Annotated in this window: 24 protein-coding genes; all 24 read left to right on the forward strand. The window is 42.0% G+C overall.

Annotated elements, in window-relative coordinates; translation table 11 throughout:
* The first annotated feature begins 17 nt into the window (after positions 1-17).
* The 24 genes from rnpM (at position 18) to PQ511_RS02905 (ending at position 24,287) form a co-directional block, all read left to right on the forward strand.
* Positions 18-281 carry an RNase P modulator RnpM gene (rnpM, locus tag PQ511_RS02790; protein WP_273850401.1) on the forward strand — a complete coding sequence of 88 codons (264 nt, stop codon included), beginning with the start codon at positions 18-20 and terminating at the stop codon, positions 279-281.
* The gene (locus PQ511_RS02795) at positions 282-587 is read left to right on the forward strand and encodes a YlxQ family RNA-binding protein (protein ID WP_273850402.1); all 306 of its coding nucleotides are present in this window, start codon (positions 282-284) and stop codon (positions 585-587) included.
* Positions 588-602: 15 nt separating this feature from the next.
* Entirely contained in the window at positions 603-2,687 is a 2,085-nt protein-coding gene (gene infB / locus PQ511_RS02800; protein WP_273850404.1) for a translation initiation factor IF-2, read from the forward strand.
* Entirely contained in the window at positions 2,684-2,959 is a 276-nt protein-coding gene (locus PQ511_RS02805) for a DUF503 domain-containing protein (RefSeq protein ID WP_273850405.1), read from the forward strand. Before infB ends, PQ511_RS02805 begins: the two co-directional genes overlap by 4 nt.
* 20 nt (positions 2,960-2,979) lie before the next feature.
* Entirely contained in the window at positions 2,980-3,330 is a 351-nt protein-coding gene (rbfA, locus tag PQ511_RS02810) for a 30S ribosome-binding factor RbfA (protein WP_098443391.1), read from the forward strand.
* Positions 3,331-3,395: 65 nt separating this feature from the next.
* Positions 3,396-4,292 carry a tRNA pseudouridine(55) synthase TruB gene (truB, locus tag PQ511_RS02815; protein WP_273850406.1) on the forward strand — a complete coding sequence of 299 codons (897 nt, stop codon included), beginning with the start codon at positions 3,396-3,398 and terminating at the stop codon, positions 4,290-4,292.
* A gap of 18 nt (positions 4,293-4,310) precedes the next feature.
* On the forward strand, positions 4,311-5,243 hold the full coding sequence (gene ribF / locus PQ511_RS02820) for a bifunctional riboflavin kinase/FAD synthetase (RefSeq protein ID WP_273850407.1): 933 nt from the start codon (positions 4,311-4,313) through the stop codon (positions 5,241-5,243).
* 131 nt (positions 5,244-5,374) lie between these two features.
* Positions 5,375-5,644 (forward strand): 30S ribosomal protein S15, encoded by a 270-nt coding sequence (rpsO, locus tag PQ511_RS02825; protein ID WP_048309782.1) that lies wholly within the window; start codon positions 5,375-5,377, stop codon positions 5,642-5,644.
* A 138-nt stretch (positions 5,645-5,782) separates the two neighbouring features.
* The gene (gene pnp, locus PQ511_RS02830; protein ID WP_273850408.1) at positions 5,783-7,900 is read left to right on the forward strand and encodes a polyribonucleotide nucleotidyltransferase; all 2,118 of its coding nucleotides are present in this window, start codon (positions 5,783-5,785) and stop codon (positions 7,898-7,900) included.
* Positions 7,901-8,032: 132 nt separating this feature from the next.
* Positions 8,033-8,989 (forward strand): polysaccharide deacetylase family protein, encoded by a 957-nt coding sequence (locus tag PQ511_RS02835; RefSeq protein WP_273850409.1) that lies wholly within the window; start codon positions 8,033-8,035, stop codon positions 8,987-8,989.
* 83 nt (positions 8,990-9,072) lie between these two features.
* On the forward strand, positions 9,073-10,314 hold the full coding sequence (locus PQ511_RS02840) for a M16 family metallopeptidase (protein WP_273850410.1): 1,242 nt from the start codon (positions 9,073-9,075) through the stop codon (positions 10,312-10,314).
* A 100-nt stretch (positions 10,315-10,414) separates the two neighbouring features.
* Entirely contained in the window at positions 10,415-10,657 is a 243-nt protein-coding gene (locus PQ511_RS02845; protein ID WP_273850411.1) for a YlmC/YmxH family sporulation protein, read from the forward strand.
* A 105-nt stretch (positions 10,658-10,762) separates the two neighbouring features.
* Positions 10,763-11,665, forward strand: coding sequence for a dipicolinic acid synthetase subunit A (gene dpaA, locus PQ511_RS02850; RefSeq protein ID WP_273850412.1), 903 nt, complete (start codon positions 10,763-10,765; stop codon positions 11,663-11,665).
* The gene (locus tag PQ511_RS02855) at positions 11,662-12,255 is read left to right on the forward strand and encodes a dipicolinate synthase subunit B (RefSeq protein WP_273850413.1); all 594 of its coding nucleotides are present in this window, start codon (positions 11,662-11,664) and stop codon (positions 12,253-12,255) included. The genes dpaA and PQ511_RS02855 overlap by 4 nt, the downstream gene beginning before the upstream one ends.
* Positions 12,256-12,386: 131 nt before the next feature.
* Complete coding sequence (gene asd, locus PQ511_RS02860; protein WP_273850415.1) at positions 12,387-13,433, forward strand: aspartate-semialdehyde dehydrogenase; 1,047 nt, start codon at positions 12,387-12,389, stop codon at positions 13,431-13,433.
* Positions 13,434-13,452: 19 nt separating this feature from the next.
* On the forward strand, positions 13,453-14,706 hold the full coding sequence (dapG, locus tag PQ511_RS02865) for an aspartate kinase (RefSeq protein WP_273850416.1): 1,254 nt from the start codon (positions 13,453-13,455) through the stop codon (positions 14,704-14,706).
* A gap of 23 nt (positions 14,707-14,729) precedes the next feature.
* Complete coding sequence (gene dapA / locus PQ511_RS02870) at positions 14,730-15,596, forward strand: 4-hydroxy-tetrahydrodipicolinate synthase (RefSeq protein WP_273850417.1); 867 nt, start codon at positions 14,730-14,732, stop codon at positions 15,594-15,596.
* Between the two features lie 158 nt (positions 15,597-15,754).
* Positions 15,755-16,501, forward strand: a complete 747-nt coding sequence (locus tag PQ511_RS02875; protein WP_273850418.1) for a ClpP family protease — start codon at positions 15,755-15,757, stop codon at positions 16,499-16,501.
* Positions 16,498-16,725 carry a YlzJ-like family protein gene (locus PQ511_RS02880; RefSeq protein ID WP_273850419.1) on the forward strand — a complete coding sequence of 76 codons (228 nt, stop codon included), beginning with the start codon at positions 16,498-16,500 and terminating at the stop codon, positions 16,723-16,725. Before PQ511_RS02875 ends, PQ511_RS02880 begins: the two co-directional genes overlap by 4 nt.
* A 111-nt stretch (positions 16,726-16,836) precedes the next feature.
* Complete coding sequence (locus PQ511_RS02885; protein WP_273850420.1) at positions 16,837-19,188, forward strand: DNA translocase FtsK; 2,352 nt, start codon at positions 16,837-16,839, stop codon at positions 19,186-19,188.
* Positions 19,189-19,497: 309 nt separating this feature from the next.
* On the forward strand, positions 19,498-20,595 hold the full coding sequence (locus PQ511_RS02890; RefSeq protein ID WP_273850421.1) for a BMP family lipoprotein: 1,098 nt from the start codon (positions 19,498-19,500) through the stop codon (positions 20,593-20,595).
* 145 nt (positions 20,596-20,740) lie between these two features.
* Positions 20,741-22,270: an ABC transporter ATP-binding protein gene (locus PQ511_RS02895; RefSeq protein WP_273850422.1), complete on the forward strand. Its 1,530-nt coding sequence runs from the start codon at positions 20,741-20,743 to the stop codon at positions 22,268-22,270.
* Complete coding sequence (locus tag PQ511_RS02900) at positions 22,267-23,325, forward strand: ABC transporter permease (protein WP_273850423.1); 1,059 nt, start codon at positions 22,267-22,269, stop codon at positions 23,323-23,325. The genes PQ511_RS02895 and PQ511_RS02900 overlap by 4 nt, the downstream gene beginning before the upstream one ends.
* Entirely contained in the window at positions 23,325-24,287 is a 963-nt protein-coding gene (locus tag PQ511_RS02905) for an ABC transporter permease (protein WP_226658276.1), read from the forward strand. Before PQ511_RS02900 ends, PQ511_RS02905 begins: the two co-directional genes overlap by 1 nt.
* Positions 24,288-24,563 lie beyond the last annotated feature (276 nt).

Genomic DNA, 24,563 nt, shown 5'->3' on the forward strand with positions numbered 1-24,563 from the left:
CGGGAGAGGTGTCCATCGTGCAAAAACGTAAAATTCCGATGCGAAAATGTGTCGCCTGTCAAGAAATGAAGCCAAAAAAAGAGCTTGTTCGAATTGTTCGTTCACCTGAAGGGGTTATATCAATTGACCAAACGGGTAAAAAGAATGGACGAGGCGCTTACCTTTGCAATAAAGAAGAGTGCTTCACTCTTGCTAAGAAGCGTAATTCTTTAGCGGCTCATCTTAAAGCAGAAGTGACAGAAGATATTTATGCTGACCTCGCAGAATCGCGGTCAAAATAAATGAACAATAAGAATTGGGAGTCACTTTTAGGACTGGCTCAGCGCGCTGGCAAAGTCGTATCAGGAGAAGAGCTTGTGGTGAAGGAAATTCAGCGCAAGAGCGCCAGACTTGTTCTAGTTGCGAATGACGCATCTGACAACACGAGAAAGAAAATCACGGATAAAGCAACTACTTATAAAGTCCCAGTATGTTTTGTAACAGGGCGCTATGAACTTGGCCATGCGATAGGAAAAGTTCAACGAGTCACGATAGCCGTTACTGATGCAGGGTTTGCGAAAAAGCTACACGCAATGCTCGATCAATAACTCGGGGGTGATCGTATGAGTAAGATGCGAATTCATGAATATGCAAAAGAACATAATACTACTAGTAAGGATGTTATCGAAAAGTTAAAAAGCATGAATATTACGGTAAACAATCATATGTCTGTGATTGACGATCAGGCAATAGATAAGCTTAATAACAATTCGAAACAATCCAAAAAGGGAAGCGACAAAAACAGTATGGAAAATAAAAACAATCGAAACAACCCAAAAGCAAATGCAAATCAAAAGAATAGTAAAAGCGCACCAAATAATCGCCGTGGTGGACGTCGTCCAAATCGACGTGGAAAAGGACAACCGCCTAAAAACACGGCCGCTCCAAGAAGATTGCCTTCTAAAGTAACGTTTATTGGTTCACTTACAGTTGGCCAATTGGCTGAAAAGCTAGGTAAAGATGCTTCTGAACTTATTAAAAAGCTAATGGGTCTTGGTGTAATGGCAACAATCAACCAGGAACTAGACAAGGACACAATGGAGCTCATTTGTGACGATTACGGCGTGAAAGTTGAAGAAGAAGAGCTGTTCGAAGTAACAGATCTTGATAATTACACTAGTGAAGACGAAGAAGGTAAGCTAGTTGAGCGTCCTGCTGTTGTAACGATCATGGGTCACGTTGACCACGGTAAAACAACACTACTTGACGGAATTCGCGATACAAAAGTAACGCAGGGTGAAGCAGGCGGTATTACACAGCACATTGGTGCATACCAGATTGAAGAGAATAATAAGAAAATCACGTTCCTTGATACTCCTGGACACGCAGCATTTACAACAATGCGCGCACGTGGAGCGAAAGTAACGGATATTACGGTTCTTGTTGTTGCAGCGGATGACGGCGTTATGCCACAAACAGTAGAAGCCATTAACCACGCAAAAGCAGCAGAAGTTCCAATTATCGTTGCAGTTAATAAGATGGATAAAGAAGGAGCAAATCCTGATCGCGTCATGCAGGAACTAACTGAGTATGAACTTGTTTCTGAAGCATGGGGTGGCGATACAATTTTCGTTAATCTTTCTGCTATTAAGCGTGAAGGAATTGACAATCTTCTTGAGACGATTCTTTTGATTTCTGAAGTAGAAGAATTTAAAGCAAATCCAGATAAGCTTGCTACTGGTACTGTAATCGAAGCTCAGCTTGATAAAGGACGCGGACCGGTTGCAACGCTTCTTGTTCAAGAAGGTACACTTAAAGTTGGCGATCCTGTCGTAGTAGGTAATACGTTTGGACGTGTCCGTGCTATGGTCAACGATCTCGGTAAACGTGTTGAAACTGCTGCACCTTCTACTCCTGTGGAGGTAACTGGATTAAGTGACGTTCCTAATGCGGGAGATCGTTTTGTAGCCTTTGAAGACGAGAAAACAGCCCGTCAAGTTGGGGAAGCGCGTAATCAGCAGCAAATTGAAGCTCAGCGTAAAGAATCTTCAAAAATGAATCTGGATGATTTATTTGAAAAGATTCAGCAAGGCGATGTGAAAGATATCAATGTTATCGTGAAAGCTGATGTACAGGGTTCTGTTGAAGCACTTGCTGGCTCACTTCAGAAGATTGAAGTAGAAGGTGTGAAGATCAACATTATTCATACAGCTGTTGGTGCGATTACAGAATCAGATATTATTCTTGCTTCTGCTTCTAATGCGATCATTATTGGATTTAACGTACGTCCTGATTCAAATGCGAAGAAAGTGGCTGATTCTGAGCAAGTAGAAATTCGCTTGCATCGTGTGATTTATACAGCGATTGAAGAAATCGAATCGGCTATGAAAGGAATGCTTGATCCAGTTTATGAAGAGAAAGTGATTGGTCAAGCAGAAGTACGTGAAACGTTTAAAGTTTCTAAAGTAGGTACAATTGCTGGTTCTTACGTAACTGAAGGTAAAATTACACGTAATTCTGGCGTTCGTGTGATTCGCGACGGCATTGTGGTCTTTGAAGGCGAAGTGGATACGTTGAAACGCTTTAAAGATGACGCAAAAGAAGTGGCAAAAGGATACGAATGTGGTATTACACTTGCGAAATTTAATGATGTAAAAGAAGGCGACATTATTGAAGCCTTTATCATGGAGGAAGTAAAGCCTAAGTGATTGGATACGTCGAATGTGAATGCATCATTTATGATGCGCAATCCTTGAAGGAAAAAAGAGCTGTGCTTCAGTCGGTCATAAGCCGTCTGAAGCACAACAACCTTGCTATTTCTGAGCTCGATAGTCAGGACTTATGGCAACGTACTGTCATCGGTATAGTCACAACGGCTTCGAGCAAAACGGCATGTGAGCGTGAGCTACAGCGTGCCATTTCATTGATTGATTCACGTCCTGATATCGAACTCACTCGAGCAACTTATGAGTGGCTTTAGGAAAGAAACGAGGTGTAACGATGAGTAATGTTCGCGCAAATCGTGTTGGTGAACAGATGAAGAAAGAACTTGGTGATATAATCAGCAGGAAGATTAAAGACCCGCGCGTAGGTTTCGTTACAGTAACAGCAGTAGAAGTTACGAATGATCTACAGCAAGCAACGGTATTTATTACTGTCCTTGGTGACGAAGAAAAGAAAGAAGCGACCCTTAACGGCCTTGCGAAAGCAACTGGTTTTATCCGTTCTGAAATCGGGAAGCGTATCCGTCTTCGTAAAACACCGGAAATTTATTTTGAATTTGATGAATCGATCGATTATGGTAACAAAATTGAACGACTTCTTGCAGATTTAAATCAAGCGGATGAGTAGAAATGAAGGGATAGGCAGGAATGTCTATCCTTTCTCTATGTCGTCAGACTGAAAGGAGGAAGAGAATGAACGGAATATTACCTTTAAAAAAACCGGCGGGAATGACTTCTCACGATTGTGTGGCCGTGACTAGAAAGCTTTTGCATACAAAAAAAGTTGGTCATACGGGTACGCTTGATCCTGACGTTACAGGTGTTTTACCGCTATGTATTGGAAGAGCCACAAAAGTAGCTCAATATATGACGGATTTTTCGAAAACGTACGAAGCCGTGATTAAACTTGGTTTTTCAACGACAACGGAAGATGCTTCTGGAGATAAGGTGGAGGAAAAGAAGGTAGAGAAAATACCTTCCGAGCACGAAATTGAAGAAGCACTAGCTGCATTCAGAGGAACCATTGAGCAAGTTCCGCCTATGTATTCAGCTGTTAAAATAAATGGGAAAAAACTATATGAGTATGCATTTAAAGGGGAAGTTGTAGAACGACCATCTCGTCAAGTAACCATTCACGAGCTTGATCGAATTGGTGAGGTAAGTGAAGATGATGGAACTGTTTCAATTCCTGTACGTGTCACTTGCAGTAAGGGAACTTATATCCGAACACTTGCGGTTGACATTGGTGAGCACCTTGGCTACCCAGCTCATATGTCTTTTTTGATTCGAACGGCTTCTGGCCCATTTAAACTAGAAGAATGTTTGACATTTGATCAGATAAAACAGATGATAGAAGAAGAAACGCTCTGTCTATTTCCAATGGAATATGCTCTTTCTACTATGCCATCATTAACAGTAACACCTGAGCTTGAAGCAAAACTCCAAAATGGAGCTGTTCTTCCTCAAGTCGATGAGATGACAGGTGATCGACTTGTTATGTACAATCATAGCGGAGAAGCAATTGCAATCTATCAAAAACATCCAGAGAAACCCGGCTTGATGAAGCCTGAGAAAGTATTTTCGAGATGAAGTAAGAAGGTGAAACCGTTGAAGACTATTTATTTATCGCATCCACATCAATTGAAAGCGGAGCATCCTACAGTCATGGCGCTTGGTTATTTTGATGGCATTCACCGTGGTCATCAGAAAGTGATTACGACTGCAAAGAAGATTGCAGATGAGAAAGGCGTCGAGTCAGCAGTAATGACGTTCTACCCTCACCCTTCAGTCGTTTTAGGAAAGTCCACTCCGCAAACAAAAGCCATTACGCCGCTTGATGATAAAATCGATCTTATTGAAGGTATGGGAATAGATGTTCTCTATATTGTGAAATTTGACCAAACCATTGCTGGCATCACCCCTCAACAGTTTGTTGACGATTATCTTATTGCTTTATCTGTCGTCCACGTTGTCGCTGGGTTTGATTATACATATGGAAGCAAAGGAAGAGGTACGATGGATTCACTTCCTTTCCATGCGCGAAATCAGTTTGATCAAACTGTTATTGAGAAAGTTTCACAGCAGGATGAAAAAGTTAGTTCAACTCTTATACGCTCTTATATCCGTAATGGTGCAGTGGAGAACGTTAAAGCCGTTCTGGGTCGTCGTTATGTCGTAAAAGGAACCGTAGTCGAGGGAGATCAGCGTGGTCGTACAATTGGTTTTCCGACTGCAAACGTGGACCTCAAAGATGACTACCTTGTTCCAGCTACAGGGGTCTATGCTGTTCGGATGCGCGTGAAAAATGAGTGGATGAAAGGTGTCTGTAACGTAGGTTATAAACCAACGTTTTATGAAGAAAAGCCAGACCAGCCGTCACTTGAAGTACACGTATTTGATTTTAGCGGTGATATATATGGTGAGAAGGTTGAGGTCGAATTTCATCAAAAAATCCGAGGTGAAGTTAAATTCTCTTCTGTTGATGATCTCATTGCTCAAATTGGTCAAGATGCGAAAGATGCAAAGAAAATCTTGAAATAGATTTCTCTTGCATTTTAGAACAAAAACCTGTAATCTATTATCTGTACGACAAGTACACAACCTATACTGGGCAATCGAGTCACCGACGTTTGCGCGGTATCAGGGGATTAGAAATTAAGGAGGTGAAACGGATGGCAATCACACAAGAACGTAAACAAGAGCTTATCACTAAGTTCAAAACTCACGAGAATGATACTGGTTCTCCAGAGGTTCAAATCGCTGTTCTTACTGAGGAAATCAACAATTTGAACGATCATCTACGTTTCCACAAGAAAGACCACCACTCTCGTCGCGGTCTTCTTAAGATGGTTGGTAAACGCCGTAATCTTTTAACGTATCTTCGTAACAAGGACGTTACTCGTTACCGCGAACTTATCAAAGAACTTGGTCTACGTCGATAATGATTCAGAAAAGCGGGATATTTCCCGCTTTTTTATTAGGTTAAAAATACATAGATTTCTTCCTTTCTTTTTAGAAGCAAAAAGGTTAGGGTATAATAAAAGAAATGATTTTATTGGATGAGAGGAGTTCTCACATTAATGGCACAAGAAAAGCAAGTGTTTTCAATTGATTGGGCTGGTCGCGAATTGTCAGTTGAGATTGGTCAGCTGGCCAAACAGGCGAGCGGTGCAGCTTTGATACGCTACGGCGATACAGCTGTACTAGCAACGGTTACAGGTTCTAAGGAACCGAAAGACCTTCCGTTTTTCCCACTAACGGTTAACTATGAAGAACGATTATATGCAGTAGGTAAGATTCCTGGAGGCTTCATCAAGCGTGAAGGCCGACCGAGTGAGAAGGCAATTCTTGCGAGTCGTTTAATTGACCGCCCGATTCGACCTTTATTCCCAGATGGTTTCCGTAACGAAGTTCAAGTCGTGAGCACAGTCATGAGCGTAGATCAGAACTGTTCTTCTGAGATGGCAGCAATGTTCGGTTCATCTCTAGCACTTGGAATTAGTGATCTTCCATTCGATGGTCCAATTGCAGGTGTACTCGTTGGACGTGTTGATGGAAAATTCATTGTGAATCCTAACTTGGATCAGCTTGAACAAAGCGATATTCACTTAACAGTAGCCGGTACGAAAGATGCCATCAATATGGTTGAAGCTGGCGCTGAAGAAGTTCCCGAAGAAACAATGCTTGAAGGGATTCTTTTTGGACACCAGGAAATCAAGCGTCTGATTTCATTCCAGGAAGAAATCATTGAAGCTGTTGGAAAAGAAAAGCGTGAAGTTGTGCTACAACAAGCGGACGAAACGCTTGAAGCGAAGCTTAGTGAGCAGTACCTTACTGATATTAAAGAAGCTGTAAAAGTCATTGAGAAGCATGCGAGACAGGAAGCAATTGATGCTGTTATGACGCGTGCAACGGAAGCTTATGATGAAAGTGAAGACTATAGCGCTGAAGAAGTGAAGTCTATTTTGAATAGCTTCGTAAAACAAGAAGTTCGTCGCTTAATTTTGAAAGATAAAGTAAGACCAGACGGACGAGGCGTTGATGAAATTCGCCCGCTAGATTCAGAAGTTGGCATTCTTTCAAGAACACACGGCTCAGGATTGTTCACTCGTGGACAAACTCAAGCGCTTAGCATTTGTACACTTGGAGCACTTGGGGACGTTCAGATCCTTGATGGCCTTGGGACAGAAGAATCGAAGCGATTCATGCATCACTATAACTTCCCTAAATTCAGTGTCGGTGAAACAGGACCAATGCGTGGACCAGGTCGTCGTGAAATTGGTCATGGTGCCCTTGGGGAACGTGCTCTTGAACAAGTGATCCCGTCAGAGAAAGACTTCCCGTATACGATTCGACTTGTATCAGAAGTACTTGAATCGAATGGTTCCACTTCTCAAGCAAGTATCTGTGCAAGTACGCTTGCGATGATGGATGCAGGTGTACCGATTAAAGCTCCAGTTGCAGGTATTGCTATGGGACTTGTTAGTGATGGCGAAGATGTAACAGTTCTAACTGACATTCAAGGTATGGAAGATGCCCTTGGTGATATGGACTTTAAAGTAGCTGGAACAAAGCAAGGTGTAACAGCTCTTCAAATGGATATAAAAATTTCTGGAATTAATGAAGACATTCTTCGTCAGGCTCTTGAACAGGCGAAAAATGGTCGTCTTGCCATTCTAGAAAATATGATGAGCGCGATCAACGAACCGCGTACAGAGCTTTCAGCTTATGCACCGAAGATCCTTACGATGTCAATTAAACCAGATAAAATTCGCGATGTAATTGGACCAAGCGGTAAAATTATCAATAAGATTATTGAAGAAACTGGCGTAAAAATTGATATTGAGCAGGACGGTTCAATCTTCATTTCTTCTACTGAGCAAGAAATGAACGCAAAAGCGAAGAAAATCATTGAAGATCTTGTTCGAGAAGTTGAAGTTGGCACAACTTACCTAGGTAAAGTGAAACGTGTAGAGAAATTTGGCGCATTCGTTGAGCTATTTGCTGGTAAAGAGGGCCTCGTTCATATTTCTGAACTAGCTGAAGAGCGCACAAACAAAGTAGAAGATGTTGTCTCAATCGGTGATGAAATTATGGTTAAAGTAAAAGAAATCGATAAGCAGGGTCGCGTTAACCTTTCACGCAAAGAGATTTTAAAAGAACAGCGTGAACGTGAAGAACAAAGTCAAAAGAGCTAAGGAATTCGGCTGAGGCCGGATTCTTTTTTTATTTCGATCGAGTAGTGACCACGCTTCAAAATTTTGATTCAAGTGATCATGGTTCTAGAGCTTGCCCCATCAACATATTTTTTTACAAAAGGGGGCAGATGAATGAAGAAATCCTGGGTACAATTCATTGTGTTTATTATGATCTTAGGCGTAGCAGCAGGTTCACTTCAGAACCCCTACACATCCATGTATTTGACTGATTTAAAAGAACAAGCAGCAATTAGCGTGAATGGTAGCCCTTTATATGAAGAAATTTTACAAGCAAAGGAACGAACGGATATTCCTCCTGCAAATGCAGTCATTGACCGTGTATGGAAAGGGATCCCTGGGTATAATGGAGTCGTTGTAGATGCAGAAGAATCATATGCGAAAATGAAAGGGAAAGCCTTTGATGAAGATATGCTTGTGCGAAAAGAAGTTGAACCAGAGATTCAGTTAGATGATCTTGAGCCGACTGCCGTCTACAAAGGAAATCCGAACAAGCCTATGGTAGCCTTTATGATTAACGTGGCATGGGGGGAAGAATATTTACCTAACATGCTACAGCAGTTAAAAAAGTATAACGTACATGCAACCTTTTTTCTCGATGGCTCGTGGGCAAAGAAAAATCCTGATATGGTACGTATGCTTGATGAAGAAGGGCATGAGATTGGAAATCATGCATACTCCCATCCCGACTTGAAACAGTTAAGTGATGCTGCCATTCGGAAAGAGCTTGAAGATACAAATCAAGTCATTGAAGCAACGTTGGATAAAAAGCCCGTTGTTTTTGCCCCTCCAAGTGGGAGCTATGCTAACAATGCTGTTCAGATTGCTGATGAGCTTGGCATGCAAACGGTGTTATGGTCAGTCGATACTGTAGATTGGAAAAAGCCTGCCCCACAAGCCTTAACAGCAAAGGTGTTGCAAAATGTGCATGCTGGAGCGCTTATTTTGATGCATCCGACTGAACCAACTGAAAAAAGTTTAGAAGCGCTCATTCGTGGAGTTGAAAAAAGAGGGTTTCAGTTAGGTACCGTTTCACAGGTATTAGATTCGAAGCGAGTAGAGAAAAGGTGATAGAATTGTGTCAATTCTACATTAATGATATAGTGATTTTGGAGTATTACGAAACATAATGGTTCGATACAGGAGGAACAAGCTTGATAAATAAAGTAACGTGTAAAAACGGTGTAAGAGTAGTGTTAGAAAATATCCCAACAGTTCGATCGGTTGCGATTGGAATTTGGATTGGAACCGGTTCACGTTTTGAGCCTAAAGAGTTAAACGGCGTATCGCATTTTCTTGAACATATGTTTTTTAAAGGGACAGAGAAGCGTAGTGCTAAAGAAATTGCTGAATCGTTTGATAGCATTGGCGGTCAAGTTAATGCGTTTACATCAAAAGAATATACGTGTTATTACGCAAAGGTTCTTGATGAGCATGCAGATTATGCGCTTGATGTGTTAACGGATATGTTTTTCCAGTCAACATTTGAAGCAGGAGAGCTTGCGAAAGAGAAGAACGTTGTGCACGAAGAAATTAAAATGTATGAAGATACACCAGATGATATTGTTCACGATATGCTCAGTCAAGCAAGCTATGGTGATCATGAGCTGGCGATGCCAATACTTGGAACAGAAGAGACATTAAAAGATTTTTCTGGAGATACGCTTCGTCAGTACATGCAAACGCACTACACTCCTGACAATATTGTGGTATCCATTGCTGGAAATATAGATGAGTCCTTTATGCAAAAAGTCGAAGCGGCATTTGAGCATTGGGAAACCCCTGCTGGAAAACCTGAAGTAGAGGCACCAACGTTCCATTCTGGGCAAATCGCCCGACAAAAAGAAACGGAGCAGGCCCACTTATGCCTGGGTTATGCTGGATTGCCGTTTGGAACAGAGGATATTTACAGCTTAATTGTGATGAACAATGTGCTTGGGGGAAGCATGAGTAGCCGTCTCTTCCAGGACGTTCGCGAAGATCAAGGTCTTGCTTATTCGGTGTTCTCCTACCATTCTGCTTATCAAGATAGCGGTTTACTTACGATTTATGCAGGCACAGCTCAGAATCAACTTGACCGTTTATATGAAACGATTCAAAAGACCCTTCAAGACTTTAAGCGGGATGGGATCACTTCGAAAGAATTAATGAACTGTAAAGAGCAGCTAAAAGGAAATTTAATGCTCAGTCTTGAAAGCACAAACAGTCGTATGAGTCGAAATGGAAAGAATGAATTGCTATTAAACCAGCATCGCTCGCTGGATGATATCATTACAAACATTGAAAGCGTGAATCATGAAAAAGTAAACGAAATGATTCAATCCATGTTCACAGATGAATTTTCATGTTCCCTTATTAGCCCAAATGGCAAATTGCCAAGTGGTATGAGGTCATAAGACAAAAACCCGCCTGAATGAGGCGGGTTTTTTCATGTCTTCCAAGAAAGGATCTCTCATAGACTAAGATTATCAACCTGTATATGAAGGAGGACCTATTATGCGATTAAGTCAGCTTAGCGGAAAGGAACTGATTGATATTGAAAAAGGGCGTAAGCTTGGCGTATTAGGACAGACTGATCTTTTGTTTGATGAGAAGACAGGCGTATTAAAAGAGTTAATCATTCCAAAATCTTCTTGGATGGGGTTAAAGCGAAAGGAACAAGAGGTCTCAATTCCGTGGGATCACATTGAAACCATCGGTCGCGATATGATCATTCTTCAAAATCATAAGAAGGAATAAAACGGGTACCCAACATGATTCACCAAGCGGGCATACACCACATAGAATGTTGAGAAATTACAATAATCCCCGTAGTAAGACGTGGAAAAGGAAAGGGGAGGAACGATGCTAACGAATCAACATATCGCTGTCATTGGCGGTGATGCCCGCCAGCTTGAAATTATTCGAAAGCTGACTGAACTAAATGCAAATTTGTATTTAATCGGTTTTGATCAGCTAGATCATGGTTTTACCGGTGCAACAAAATGCACGTTAGATGAAGTTAACCTAAATACCCTTGATGCAATTGTCCTTCCAGTTAGCGGTACAACGATTGAAGGAGAAGTTGATACCATTTTTTCAAACGAAAAAGTTGTGTTAACAGCCGATCAATTAAAACAAACTCCAGTGCATTGTACGATCTATAGTGGAATCAGTAACAGCTGTTTAAATGGTATGGTATCAGAGGCATCCAGAACATTGATTCGACTATTTGAACGAGATGATATAGCTATTTATAATTCCATTCCGACAGTTGAAGGAACGGTCATGATGGTTATCCAACATACAGACATTACCATCCATCAATCAAATATCGCTGTGCTAGGTCTCGGTCGTGTCGGGATGTCTGTTGCTAGAACCTTTGATGCGCTTGGCGCGAATGTAAGCGTAGGAGCTAGAAAGCCAGAACATCTTGCAAGGATAACGGAAATGGGATTAAAACCATTTCATTTATCTGACCTCGCCAATCACGTTTCTAATCTAGACGTTTGTATTAACACCATCCCAGCACAAATCGTCACATCACAGGTGATCGCTAAAATGCCGAGTCATACGCTTGTCATTGATTTAGCTTCAAAACCGGGTGGTACTGATTTTCGTTATGCCGAAAAAAGAGGAATTAAAGCCCTTCTGGCACCAGGACTCCCTGGAATTGTAGCTCCTAAAACAGCTGGTAAAATTATCGCGAATGTTCTGACACAGTTATTAATTGAACGGTCTCAGAAAGGAAAGGAGAACACGCCATGAGTTTGAAAGGAAAACACATTGGATTCGGCTTAACTGGCTCTCACTGTACGTATGATGCCGTTGTACCTCAAATCGAAGAACTTGTTCAATTAGGTGCGAAAGTGACTCCGTTTGTCTCTCATACGGTTATGAACACAAATACGCGTTTTGGTGAAGGTGAAGATTGGATTGCACGTATTGAAGAAATTACTGGAAATGAAGCTGTCAATTCAATTGTAAAAGCAGAACCGTTCGGCCCCAAGACCCCGCTTGATTGCATGGTGATTGCCCCCATAACAGGGAACTCAATTAGTAAATTTGCCAACGCTATGACGGAGTCTCCCGTCCTTATGGGAGCGAAGGCGACATTGAGAAATGAGAAACCTGTCGTGTTAGGTATCTCCACCAATGACGGACTTGGACTAAATGGTACGAATATTTTAAGGTTGATGTCCACAAAGAACATTTATTTTATCCCATTTGGTCAGGACGATCCAGTGAAAAAACCTAACTCATTAGTCGCTCGTATGCCTTCTTTAAGAGAAACAGTTGAAAAAGCCCTTCTCGGCAGACAGCTACAGCCAGTTCTAATCGAAAGGTATTTGGATTAACCAATTGATTTATCTTTCTTTAGAATAGGTTTATGATAGAATAGAGAATAAAATCACTAAGAATGGGGAGAAACCTCGGTTTCTCCTTCTGTTATGGTGGATTTGAATGGAATATGGGAGGAGAATAAGTCATGAGCGGGAAAAATTATCATGTAGCAGTAGTTGGAGCAACAGGGGCAGTCGGACAACAAATGATCAAAACACTAGAGGAACGAGATTTTCCGATATCGACCTTAACGCTCCTTTCATCATCGCGTTCAGCTGGTAAGAAAGTAACCTTCAAAGGGCAAGAGTTAACGGTAAAGGAAGCAAATCCTGAAGCGTTTGAAGGGGTACAGCTTGCCTTATTTAGTGCAGGTGGCAGTGTATCAAAAGCACTTGCTCCGGAAGCTGTTAAACACGGAGCGATCGTTGTTGACAATACAAGCGCATTCCGCATGGATCCTGAGGTTCCTCTTGTTGTACCAGAGGTGAACGAAGGGGATTTAAATGATCACAAGGGAATTATTGCAAACCCAAACTGTTCTACCATTCAAATGGTTGCAGCACTTGAGCCATTGAAACAAACATATGGCCTTTCTAAAATTATTGTTTCTACTTATCAAGCTGTTTCAGGTGCAGGTGCAAATGCCGTAACTGAAATGAAAGAGCAGTCTCAAGCGGTGCTAAATGGTGAAAACTATGAGCCACAAATATTACCGGTCAAAGGTGATAAAAAGCACTATCCGATCGCTTTCAATGCCATCCCACAAATCGATGTATTTGAAGAAAACGGATTTACTTATGAAGAAATGAAAATGATAAATGAAACAAAGAAAATTATGCATGATGCTGAGCTTCATGTGGCAGCTACTTGCGTGCGTCTCCCAATTGAAACCGGTCACGCTGAATCGGTATACGTTGAAATTGGGCAGGAAGATGTGAGCGTAGAAGATGTAAAAGCGCTCTTGAAAAATGCACCGGGTGTTACGCTGAAAGATGATCCGGCAAATCAGGTCTATCCAATGCCTGTGGATGCTGTAGGAAAATCAGATGTTTTTGTCGGTCGTATTCGAAAAGATTTAAATCAAAAAAATGGCTTCCATATGTGGATTGTCTCTGATAATCTACTGAAGGGGGCAGCGTGGAATTCTGTTCAAATTGCTGAAAGTCTAGCTGCCCTAAATATATTGAAATAGACATAAGAAGGTGTTCTGAATGAAAGTCATCGTGCAGAAGTTTGGCGGTACTTCATTAAAAAGTGAAGACTGCAGACTGAGAGCTGTTAATCATATTAAAGACGCAGTGAACGATGGATATAAAGTGGTTGTCGTTGTTTCCGCAATGGGTCGTAAAGGAGATCCTTATGCAACCGACACGCTTCTTGGCCTCATTGGCGACCGTGATCGAAAAGTAACATCAAGAGAGTATGATTTGTTAGTGTCATGTGGCGAAAGCATCTCTTCTGTTGTATTCTCGAATCTGCTTTTAAACGAAGGTTTAAAAGCAACGGCGTATACCGGTGGTCAGGCTGGCTTTATGACAACGGCTGAGCATAGCAAAGCAAGAATTTTAGAAATGAAATCTGAACGGTTAATGGAAGAGTTAAAATTGATTGACGTTGTTGTCGTTACAGGCTTCCAGGGTGTTACAAAAGACGGAGATGTGACAACTCTTGGTCGTGGCGGCAGTGACACATCAGCAGCGGCCCTTGGTGCAGCACTTTCAGCTGAATGGGTCGATATCTTTACTGATGTTGAAGGCATTATGACGGCTGATCCTAGGATCGTAGAAAAAGCCCGGCCTCTTTCCATTGTTACTTATAACGAAGTTTGCAATATGGCCTATCAGGGGGCGAAGGTCATTCATCCCCGCGCTGTTGAAATTGCCATGCAGGCTAAAATTCCGCTTAGAATTCGCTCAACGTATTCCTCGTCAACAGGGACACTTGTCACCTCTGCGACTGGTAAGCCAACAGGTGAACAAGTTATCGATCGACTAATAACGGGTATTGCACATGTGAGCGGCGTAACGCAAATTAAAGTATACGCAAAAGAAGGGCAATACGACTTACAATCACGCGTATTTAAAGCAATGGCTCTTGAAGGCATTAGCGTAGACTTCATCAATATTAGCTTAACTGGAGTAGTGTACACTGTTATGGAAGAAATGACGGAGCGCGCCGTGGCAACGCTACATGAAATGGGCTATAAGCCAGAAGTGATCGAAAATTGTGCGAAAGTTTCAGCGGTTGGTGCTGGCATGAGTGGTGTGCCTGGCGTAACGGCAAAGATTGTAGAATCATTAGCAGTAGAAAACATTGATATTCTCCAATCAGCTGATTCCCACACAACCATATGGGTACTCGTAAGACAGCGTGATCTTTCGGCGGCTGTAAACGCATTACATGAAACATTTAACCTTCATCTGGAGCCAGGGCAAGAAGTGGAACAGATAATGGATCAGCTTTAAGTGAAAGGCAAGGAGTGAACGAGATGAATTTTGGAAAAGTACTTACGGCAATGGTGACGCCATTTGACCGTAAAGGATACATTGATTTTGCAAAAACAGAGCAATTGATTAACTATTTAATCAATAATGGAACAGATGGACTTGTTGTCGCAGGTACAACAGGGGAATCACCAACTCTTTCTTCAGAAGAGAAAGTAGCGCTCTTTAAGCATTCTGTGAAAGTGGCAGATGGTAGAGTACCTATTATTGCAGGAACAGGTAGTAATAACACACACGCGTCTATTGAATTAACAAAAAAAGCAGAAGCTTCAGGTGTAGATGCGATTATGATCGTAGCTCCTTACTACAGTAAACCTGGGCAAAAAGGTCTTTATGAGCATTACAAAGCCATCGCTGAGTCAACGAAGCTTCCAGTAATGATTTATAACATTCCTGGTCGCTCGGTAGTTAACATGACTGCAGATACAATTGTTGAGCTTTCGCAAATTAGCAACATTGTCTCAGTTAAAGAAGCGAGCGGTGACTTAGATCAAATCACTGAAATTATTACCCGGACAGAAGAATCTTTTTCTGTTTATAGCGGTGACGATGGTTTAACATTACCGATTTTATCAATTGGCGGAGATGGCGTTATTTCGGTAGCTTCACACGTTCTTGGCAATGAAATGCAACAAATGATTTCTGCCTATGAATCGGGAGAAGTGAAGAAAGCAGCAGCCATCCACCAAAGAATCTTACCAATTATGAATGAGCTCTTTAAAGCACCAAGCCCATCTCCAGTGAAAACAGCGCTTCAACTAAAAGGAATGGACGTTGGAAGCGTTCGTTTGCCAATGGTTCCTCTTTCAGCTGAAGAACGCTCATCACTAGCGGCAGCACTAAATCAATAACGGTTTGAAACGGACGCAGCCGCGTCCGTTTTTGACGTTTTTGGCTATTTGTCCGTTGAAGCAATTCGAACGATCTTGTGTTCAATGACTGATCTGATGAATGGTAAAATAATCTCTCGTTCATACTACTAGTACCAGAGTAAGGAAGGGGTACCAGTATGAACAGTGAGTATCGTAATGAAAACCCAGGTCAAGACGATCCGAAAAAAGATGATCAATCAAAATCAACACTTGTGGATAAAATTCAGCAACTTGGACAAACAAACGTTCCAAGCATGGACCACTCAAATATTCATTGTTTAACGATCATCGGTCAAATTGAAGGGCATGTGCAGCTACCGCCTCAAAATAAAACAACGAAATATGAGCATCTCATCCCGCAAATTGTGGCAATTGAGCAAAACCCGAAAATTGAAGGTGTGCTCATTTTACTTAATACAGTTGGAGGCGATGTTGAAGCAGGACTCGCCATTTCTGAAATGATCGCGTCCCTCTCAAAACCGTCTGTATCAATTGTGCTTGGAGGTGGCCATTCAATAGGGGTTCCGATCGCCGTGGCGGCGAACTATTCTTTTGTTGCCGAGACAGCTACGATGACCATTCATCCCGTCCGCTTAACTGGATTGGTGATCGGCGTGCCACAGACATTTGAGTACTTGGATAAGATGCAAGAGCGAGTTGTGAGCTTTGTCACAAGGCATTCGAATATTACAGAAGAAAAATTTAAAGAGCTCATGTTTTCACGAGGAAATTTGACGAGAGATATTGGAACGAACGTGGTAGGAGATGACGCAGTCAGCTACGGTTTAATTGATGAGGTTGGTGCCGTAGGACCAGCGATGAAAAAGCTAAATGAACTAATTGACGAATACAAAGGCAAACAAGAAGGTGACATTGTCCAATGATTCTTTATACCATTCTTCCAAACGAAGCGGTCTTTCCTGTTGATCAAAGTGTATATGACCAACAAAAGATCATTGAATGGAATGGCGTACAGCTACTTGTTGAGCGAACGTCGCTTACCGAGTGTCGCGTCGTTCAGGTGCTGAGCACAGATCCACAAGACTATTTAAATGATGCCACTCAGCCAGGACAAATGTTAACGTTATCGACTTCTCCACTGAAATAGAGCCTATAGGACCACGGGAAGATGTGGTATACTAGGAATAGATTGGTGAACAAAAAGCAGCCGGAAATGGCTGCTTTTTTCACCAGCTATGGCTTGTATAGAGGTGAGGAAATGGCAAAACGAAAAAGAAAAAAAGCAACAAAGAAACAGGCCGCCTGGCAATCTCAGGTCAAAATTGAATTTATCGGTTTAACCGTTCTAGCATTTACCGTTTTGGGCGTTTTGAAGATGGGTGTTGTTGGACGAGCCATTTACCATATGTTTCGATTTTTTGCAGGAGAATGGTACGGCCTGATTATAGCAGGTCTTGTTCTGTTCGCAGGTTATTTAATTGTAAAGCGAAAGCTCCCGTCATTCTGGTCAAGAAGATTGGCTGGCTTTTACTTGCTTGGCACGTCCTTTTTATTGTTAAGTCACGTTGGTTTATTCGAAACGCTGTCTCGAGAAGGGCAATGGGATAGTCCATCGGTTATTGCCAATACATACGAACTCTTCCGAATGGATGTTAGCGATCCATCAGAATCTAGCCCGCTTGGCGGGGGGATGATCGGCGCGCTTCTCTTTGCTTTTTGTTACAGGCTTTTTGATGCAACTGGAACGCAGCTTATGGCGTTTCTCATGATTTTACTTTCGTTTGTTCTCATTACAGGAAAGTCATTCAGCGATGTTCTTGGTAAAGCTCTTGATTGGGTGAAAAACTTCGTATTAAACACCTACGATGAAGCAAAAGCCCTTTTATCTGAAAGTAAAAGCGCTAGAAGAGAGAAGAAAGAACAGCGTGCGGCATTAAGAGAACAAGAGGCATCGATGAACCAGGAGGAAACATATGAGGTGTCTACACCTCCTCAGGATCAAGGGGAAGAAGAAACCCCATTTGAACCTGAAATTCGAACGTTTACAGAAAGTGCTTATCCAACTCACTCAGAACCACCTGCAGAGAAAGAAGCGGTGGAAAGAAAAAGTAGTGAATCAAATCAGGAAACAGCGGATGGCACACCTATTCAGTCCCTAACTGTAGGCGAATTGGAAAACAAAGATTATCACCTTCCATCTTTGTCATTACTTCAGGCACCAAAAAAGGTCTCACAGGATAATGAGAGACAGCAGATTTCAGCCAACGCACGTAAATTAGAGAAAACATTTGAAAGTTTTGGCGTGAAAGCAAAGGTAATGAAAGTTCATCTTGGACCAGCTGTAACAAAATATGAGGTTTATCCAGATACTGGGGTAAAGGTTAGTAAAATCGTGAATCTAACGGATGACCTTGCTCTTGCGCTTGCCGCACGAGATCTTCGAATTGAGGCGCCAATTCCAGGCAAATCGGCGATCGGAATTGAAGTGCCAAATTCAGAAGTGGCGATGGTGACGCTGAGAGAAGTACTCGAATCGAAGGAGTACCAGTCCCATGCTTCCAAAGTTGCAATTGGCTTTGGACGCGATATTTCTGGTGAAGCTGTTGTATCTGATTTATCAAAAATGCCCCATCTCCTTGTCGCAGGTGCAACAGGTAGTGGGAAAAGTGTATGTATCAATGGCATTATCGCAAGTATCATGATGAAAGCTAAACCACACGAAGTGAAGATGATGATGATTGATCCTAAGATGGTAGAGCTTAATGTCTATAATGGGATCCCTCATCTTCTTGCCCCTGTAGTGACGGATCCGAAGAAAGCTTCTCAAGCACTAAAAAAAGTCGTGAATGAAATGGAACGTCGGTATGAGCTATTCTCTCATACAGGCACGCGAAATATTGAAGGCTATAACAATCATATTAAGCGCCATAATGAAACGTCGGAAGCGAAGCAGCCTTCACTTCCGTACATTGTTGTCATTGTTGATGAGCTAGCTGATTTAATGATGGTCGCATCAAGTGATGTAGAAGATGCGATTACACGACTTGCCCAAATGGCGCGTGCAGCGGGCATTCATTTAATTATCGCAACGCAACGCCCGTCTGTTGACGTTATAACAGGTGTCATTAAAGCAAATATTCCGTCTCGTATTGCGTTTAGTGTTTCTTCGATGACGGATTCTCGCACGATTCTTGACATGGGAGGTGCTGAGAAGCTACTAGGAAAAGGAGATATGCTCTTCCTTCCTGTTGGTGCCAATAAACCAAAACGTGTACAGGGTGCCTTTTTATCAGATGAAGAAGTCGAAGAACTCGTTGACTTTGTCATTGCTCAACAAAAAGCGCAGTATCAGGAAGAAATGATTCCAACAGATAAGCCTGAAGAGGCACAGCCTGAAGTGGATGATGATTTGTACGGTGATGCTGTTCAACTCATCACAGAAATGCAAACGGCATCGGTTTCGATGTTACAAAGAAGATTTCGAATCGGTTATACTCGAGCAGCCCGGCTGATTGATGCAATGGAAGCTCGAGGGGTGGTTGGGCCATATGAAGGCAGTAAACCAAGAGAAGTCCTCGTAAGTAAGGAAGAAGAAGCGCAATCTAGCTGATTGCGCTTCTTCTTTATTTATATTGAAATGCAAAAAGTAAAGTAAAAAGCCTTATGATGTGAGAAATGCTACCATTTAAAATATTGGTAATCGAGCTTTTTTTCAAAAAACTATTTCCTTATCTCCTTGAAAATGGTATAGTTATTGTCGAAATATGACTATTTATTTAAAAATATTTCATGCGTGTTTCATGGCCCATATTCATTCATAATATTTTTTTGGGATCCTTGAAAACGCAACCAAACAAAGCATAGCTCGATAGAGAGAAGAGAGAGCGGGCGGCGTTTAAAAAAATTGAGGGGGATTAAGATGAAAAAGAAGTACGGTTTTATGTTGTCAGCTGTTTTAGCGGCTGGAACGCTTTTATCTGCTTGTGGGACAAATGATGCGAACAATGAAAGTTCTGGCGGCGGAAGTAGTGAAGGTGGGAGCACTGATTTTAAAGTAGCTATGGTAACCGATACAGGCGGTGTAGATGATAAATCATTTAACCAATCTGCTTGGGAAGGACTTCAGCAGTTTGGTAAAGATAATGACTTAGAGAAAGACAAGGACTTTAAATACGTCCAATCAACTTCAGCTAGTGACTATCAACCAAACCTATCAGGTTTAATCCGTGAAGATTATAACTTGGTCTTTGGAATTGGGTTTCTCATGCAGCAAGACATTCAAACAATTGCCGCACAAAAACCTGACGCTCAACTGGCTCTAGTTGATAGTGTTGCGGTAAACGAAGATGGCGATCCGATGGAAAACGTGGCAAGCATCACATTTAAAGAACATCAAGGGTCATTCCTCGTAGGCGTTATTGCAGGAATGCAGTCTGAATCAAATAAAGTAGGCTTCATTGGTGGAGTTGACTCTGAATTAATTAAAAAGTTTGAGAGTGGCTTTAAAGCAGGCGTGAAATCCGTGAACCCGGATGCTGAGATCTTTACACAGTATGCGGATGATTTCAACGCAGCTGAAAAGGGTCAACAAATTGCGGCTACCCTTTATGATAAAGGTGCAGATATCATTTATCATGCTGCTGGTGGAACAGGTAACGGCGTCTTTACTGAAGCGAAGAACCGTGCGAAAAATGGTGAAAAGGTTTGGGTTATCGGTGTTGACCGCGATCAGCATGAAGAAGGAATGCCTGAAAACGTAACGCTTACTTCGATGATTAAGCGTGTGGATACCGCAGTAATCGAAGTCTCTAAACAAACAATGGATGGAAATTTCCCTGGTGGAAAAGTAACAGAATTTGGTCTTGAAGAAGATGGCGTAGGAATTGCTGAATCTCAGGAAAACGTTTCTGAAGAAGCACTACAAAAAGTAGAAGAGTATAAAGAGAAAATCCAGAGTGGCGATTTAGAAGTGCCAAGCACTGACGAAGAGTACGAAAAATTCGAGAGCTCTCTATAAGAGGTCGAGGAACACGTTTTCTTTAGTAGAAAACGCGCTCGATCTACTGGAAATCTCACCTACATTATAGCCAAATACGGAACGAAGGCTAGTATTTTCATAGACTAGCCTTTGTTTCATGTTTGGATAAGGGAGTGGCATCTACATGGAATACGTCATTGAAATGAGGAATATCCGTAAAGAATTTCCTGGTATTGTTGCAAATGACAATATTACGCTTCAGCTAAGAAAAGGAGAAATCCATGCCCTTCTTGGAGAAAATGGCGCTGGAAAATCGACATTAATGAACGTGCTGTTTGGTCTTTATCAACCTGAGAAAGGCGAGATACATGTTCGGGGGAAAAAAGTGAATATTACCGATCCGAACGTGGCTAATGAGCTAGGAATTGGGATGGTTCACCAGCACTTTATGCTTGTTGAGAAATTCACAGTGACAGAAAACATTATCCTTGGGAATGAGCCGACTGCAAAAGGTCAAGTTGACGTGAAGAAAGCCGCAAAAGATGTGGAAGCAATCTCAAAACAGTATGGTTTATCGGTAGATCCGAATGCCAAAATTGAAGATATCTCCGTAGGGATGCAGCAGCGTGTAGAAATTTTAAAAACGCTCTATCGCGGCGCAGATATTTTGATATTTGATGAACCAACAGCTGTATTAACACCACAGGAAATTAAAGAGCTCATTACGATTATGAAGAAGCTGATTTCAGAAGGGAAATCGATTATTCTAATCACTCATAAATTAAAAGAAATTATGGAAGTAAGCGACCGTTGTACAGTTATCCGTCGCGGTGTTGGGATCGGGACAGTAAACGTTGCGGAGACGAATCAGGATGAACTAGCATCCATGATGGTGGGACGAGAAGTGAACTTTTCGATTCAAAAAACACCTTCAAATCCTTCCAATGAAACACTTGAAATTAGTAGCCTTGTTGTAGAAGATGCGAGAAAAGTCCCGGTCGTTAATGGGATGAATTTATCCGTTCGTTCAGGCGAAATTGTAGGTATTGCAGGTGTAGATGGAAACGGACAGTCTGAGTTAATTGAAGCCATAACGGGATTACGTAAAGCGAAGTCAGGAAGCATTAAACTGAATGGAAAAGACGTAACAAACTGGAAACCGCGGCGCGTTACAGAAAGCGGTATTGGACATATTCCACAAGACAGGCATAAGCATGGGCTTGTTTTAGATTTTTCGATTGGCGAAAATATGGTTCTTCAGACCTATTATAAAAGGCCTTTTTCAAGGAATGGTATTTTAAACTTTTCTTCAATTATGGATAAAGCAAAATCATTAATTAAAGAGTATGACGTTCGCACACCTAGTGAAATGACTCCTGCTCGAGCTCTTTCAGGTGGGAATCAGCAAAAAGCAATCATTGCACGTGAAATCGATCGGAGTCCGAATTTATTAATTGCAGCTCAACCAACACGCGGACTAGACGTTGGGGCAATTGAGTTCATTCATGCAAAATTAGTTGAAGAGCGTGACAAAGGGAAAGCAGTTCTATTAATCTCCTTTGAACTAGAAGAGATTATGAATGTCAGTGATCGCATTGCTGTGATCTATGAAGGGAAAATCGTTGCTATTGTAAGGCCGGAAGAAACGACAGAGCAAGAGCTAGGTCTCTTAATGGCTGGTGCAAAACGCAAGAAGGCTGGTGAGACGACATGAAGTTATTAAAAGGGAAATGGGCGAGCATTACTGTACCGTTGCTTTCGGTAGCTCTTGGGTTACTCGTCGGTGGAGTGATTATGCTTGTAAGTGGCTATAATCCGATTGTTGCTTATGCAGCACTATTTAACGGAATTTTCTCAAATACGTATGTCATTGGTGAAACCATTAGGCAAATGACACCGCTTATCTTATCAGGATTAGCCGTAGCGTTCGCTTTCCGGACGGGACTATTTAATATTGGTGTAGAAGGACAGCTACTTGTAGGTTGGCTGGCATCCGTTTATGTAGGACTTCAGTTTGAAGGTTTAAGTCCTATCGTTCATATTCCTCTTGCGATTATTGCAGCGGCTTTAGCTGGTGCGATTTGGGCCTTTGTACCTGGTTTTCTGAAAGCAAAGTATCAAGTTCATGAAGTTATTACAACGATCATGATGAACTATGTTGCCCTTCATGTCGTTAATGCGATTATTCGTACGTATTTACTTGCTCCTGGTGAACGAACAGATCAAATTAATGCTTCAGCATCACTTCAATCACCTTTTTTGGAATCCATTACAGATTTTTCACGCCTACACTATGGGTTTGTCGTTGCGATTATTGGAGCTATTATTATGTGGTTCCTTCTTTGGAAGACGACGACTGGATATGAACTTCGGTCGGTTGGATTTAATAAATATGCTTCAGAATATGCGGGGATTAATGTGCAACGCAATATCGTCCTTTCAATGGTTATCTCAGGTGCTTTTGCAGGTGCGGCAGGGGCGATGGAAGGACTTGGAACATACGGTTACATGACCGTTATGGCTGACTTTACTGGAGTTGGTTTTGACGGAATCGCAGTTGCGCTATTAGGAGCAAATGGTGCGCTTGGTGTTGTACTTGCTTCCGCCTTGTTTGGTGGACTGAAAATAGGGGCACTTAACATGCAGTCTGTTGCCCAGGTGCCAACACAACTAGTTGAAATCGTAATTGCGATGATTATTTTCTTTGTCGCATCCAGTTACTTGATTCACTGGATCAGCAACAGGGTGAGCAAAAGGGGGAAAATTTAATGGATTTTATGCAGATTCTTCAGCTCATTATTCCTGCCGCTATCTTTTCAGCAGCTCCCCTGATTTTCACGGCTCTTGGTGGAGTATTCAGTGAACGATCAGGCGTTGTAAACATCGGTCTCGAAGGGTTAATGTTAATGGGTGCTTTCACAGGCGCATTGTTTACAATCCTTGGCGAACAGTGGGGGATGGGTGCTGCTTCTCCCTGGTTTTCACTAGTCGTTGCGATTATTATCGGCATGCTGTTTTCTTTGCTACATGCGGTCGCAAGTATTTCGTTTCGAGCCGATCAAGTTGTCAGTGGTGTGGCCCTTAACTTCCTTGCGGCTGGTCTTGCCATCTTCCTTGTGAAGAAAATCTTTGATGCAGGGCAAACGCCGATTATTCAAGAACGTATTTATAAAACGGATGTGCCGTTTCTAAGCGACATCCCATTTATTGGACCTCTGTTTTTTTCGAGTGCCTATTATACATCTTACATCGCTATAGCACTCGCATTCCTCGTATGGTGGGTTCTCTATAAAACGCCTTTCGGTCTTCGTCTACGTTCAGTAGGAGAGCATCCAATGGCTGCTGATACGATGGGGATTAATGTAACGAAAATGCGGTATGTGGCGGTTATGCTTAGTGGTGGTTTTGCTGGTCTTGGTGGTGCAGTTTATGCAACATCCATTGCAGGTAACTTCAGTCACGCAACAATTTCTGGACAGGGCTTTATGGCGCTGGCCGCGATGATCTTTGGAAAGTGGCATCCACTAGGGGCGATGGGAGCAGCGTTATTCTTTGGTCTTGCTCAATCGCTCAGTATCACTGGTCAACAAATTCCAGGATTAAAAGAAATTCCAGAAGTATATCTTCTCATTTCTCCTTACGTCTTAACGATTCTTGCCCTTGCAGGACTTGTTGGACGAGCGGATGCGCCAAAAGCAATTGGTCAACCGTATGAGAAAGGGAAGCGATAACGTTTAGAGAAAAGCTCTTCGTGAAAACGGAGGGCTTTTTGATTTGAGAATAGGAAAGACAGTAAATAACACTCTAAAAACTGCGTTCTAGTTAAAGAGCTCCAATATCTCCGTTTCTAAACGCTCGTCTTTGCTTTTTATGAGATCCAGCTGCAGTGGGCAGACACTCGGTCACTTCACCCTATAACTCGAACACAAAGACCGTGTTCAAATTATAGGGCTCCAGTGCCTGCCGTGTCTAAACGCCCACTTCCGCTTTTCATGATCCAGCTGTGA

The organism is Guptibacillus spartinae (genome assembly GCF_028610625.1).
In the GTDB taxonomy this organism is placed as follows: domain Bacteria; phylum Bacillota; class Bacilli; order Bacillales; family Guptibacillaceae; genus Guptibacillus; species Guptibacillus spartinae.